General features: G+C 36.3%; 3 protein-coding genes. All 3 read left to right on the top strand.

Features of this window, described 5'->3' with window-relative positions; translation table 11 throughout:
- On the top strand, positions 1-612 hold a 612-nt coding region (locus tag RLO81_RS07825; protein ID WP_502880441.1), incomplete at its 5' end, for a sodium:solute symporter family transporter.
- Positions 613-723: 111 nt separating this feature from the next.
- Positions 724-1,779: a Gfo/Idh/MocA family protein gene (locus RLO81_RS07820; RefSeq protein WP_350109673.1), complete on the top strand. Its 1,056-nt coding sequence runs from the start codon at positions 724-726 to the stop codon at positions 1,777-1,779.
- Positions 1,776-2,429 (top strand): (Fe-S)-binding protein (locus RLO81_RS07815; RefSeq protein ID WP_350109670.1); only part of this gene is annotated, 654 nt, incomplete at its 3' end. The genes RLO81_RS07820 and RLO81_RS07815, both read left to right, overlap by 4 nt.

Below are 2,429 nucleotides of genomic sequence, written 5' to 3'. Positions count from 1 at the left end.
AGTACTATCGCCGCTGCGCTTAATAGCGCAGCAACTTTGGTTTCCATTGACATAGTAAAAAGAAATAATCCCCATATATCCGAGAAAAAGCAGATCAATATTGGACGGATAACCGCGGTTATAGTGATGATTATCGCTATTTCCTGGTCCCCACTTATATCAAAGTTTACCAGCATTTTTGAAGCAATAAATGTTTTATTAACGGTTATCTCTCCTCCAATTACAACAGTATTTATTTGGGGAGTATTTTGGAAGAGAGGTAATTATCAGGGAGCGATTGCTGCCTTTATTGGTGGTTTTATACTTGGATTTCTGGTGTTTATGATTGATTTCCCAATTATTGGAGATGTGAAGATCCTAACGGTTTCTTATGGCATACCTTTCATGATGCAGGCTTGGTGGTTATTTGTATTTAGCTCTGTGATCTATGTGATTGTCAGTCTTATTACACCACCACCAGATTACAGAAAAACTGAAAAATTCACCTTGAAGAGTCCTTTGGCATTTCTTAAAAGGGAGGATGAAGAACAAAAAAATATCCCACTACTTGTATCTCTTATTTTGATAATTATAATGGTGCTATTATATACTATTTCAAATTTTATAACTTGAAAATGACATGATTCTAAAAATACCAACCAAGACTATGAATATATCTCATGTGAATTCCATGTGACCTTTGAAAATCAATTACATACACATGAAATTAAATATTGAGCTAGAATGAAAATTACATCTACTTCATTTACTCCAAAAAGAAAAAGAGAAATTGCAATTGTCGGAGCTGGAGGTATTGTAAAAGATGCCCATTTACCAGCTTATAAAAAAGCAGGTTATCTTGTAAGAGCCATCCATGATACGGACTATCAAAAGGCTCAAAAATTAGTCAATGATTTTGATGTTTTAAATAACTGCAAAAGTATTGACGATCTTATAAAAACAGGTAAAGAAAATGATTGCATATATGACATTGCATTACCGGCTTCAGAGATAATCCCAATACTAAAGAAAATTCCAGATGAAGCTGGCGTACTTATCCAAAAACCGATGGGCAACAACATTCAGCATGCTCGAGAGATACTGGATATATGCAGGAAGAAAAAACTTACAGCAGGAATTAATTTCCAACTACGTCATGCCCCTTACATAATCAAAGCAAGAGAAATTATTGCAGAAGGACTTATCGGTGATCTACATGATATTGATGTTAGGGTCAATGTATTAACTCCGTGGCATTTATGGAGCTTTCTATATGGTCTCCCCCGGATGGAAATTCTATATAATAGCATCCACTATATTGATATGGTCAGGTATTTTCTTGGTAATCCTCAGGCTGTTTATGCAAAAACCACAAAACATCCTAAAATGATGGATCTGGCATCCACCAGATCATCGATAATTTTAGACTATGGTGATGTAATTAGAGCTAATATTAATACAAATCATGGTCACGAATTTGGTATAAAGCATCAGGAGTCCTACTTCAAATTCGAAGGTACTAAAGGTGCTATTAAGGTTACAGCTGGATTAAACTTGAATTATCCGGAAGGTTTGCCTGATGAATTTGAGTACATTTCTTTGGAAGATTCAAAAGGATGGAGAAAAGTAGAAATTGAAGGGTCCTGGTTTCCTGATGCATTTATAGGGCCAATGGGAGGGCTGATGTGTAAATTGGAAAACCAAAACTATAAATATGTTAACTCTGTTGAGGATGCCATTTATACCATGGAAGTTGTTGAACAATGTTATATCTGTAGCGATCAATTGAGAGGCAAATGAAAGTAGGATTATTTATACCCTGTTACATTGAGCAGTTTTATCCTCAGGTGGCCATCGCCACCCTGGGACTTCTGGAGAAGCTGGATGTAAAAATTGATTATCCCTTAAATCAAACATGCTGCGGGCAGCCTTTTGCCAATTCTGGCGCCGAGGCTTATTCCAAAAAAGTCTGTGAATTGTTCATTAAAAATTTTAGGAAGTATGATTATGTAGTATCACCATCTGGTAGCTGCGTTTATCATGTCAGGAAACATTTTGATACAATAGATCAAACAGGTGAAGTTGATAGGTTAAGACAAAATACTTATGAATTGTGCGACTTTATCACCAATGTTTTAGGAAATCCGGAGATAGATTCTACTTTCAGTAAAAAAGTAGGAATACACCAAAGTTGCCATGGACTAAGAGGATTAAAGTTAGGGGCTAGTTCTGAATTAGTAGGTCCCTCATTTTCCATAGTACATGACTTACTTGGGAAGGTGGACGGAATCGAACTAATCTCATTGGAGAGATCTGATGAGTGCTGTGGATTTGGAGGAACCTTTGCAGTAACTGAAGAAGCAATTTCTGTTAAAATGGGTAAAGATAGATTGAGAGATCATTTGGATCATGGTGCTGAGGTTATTACAGGGACTGATATGTCCTGCCTG

Origin of the sequence: Fulvivirga sp. (genome assembly GCF_040220315.1) — a bacterium.
Taxonomy (GTDB): domain Bacteria; phylum Bacteroidota; class Bacteroidia; order Cytophagales; family Cyclobacteriaceae; genus Fulvivirga.
Note: the sequence above shows the minus strand (reverse complement) of the source record. Positions and strands in the feature narration are given on the sequence as shown.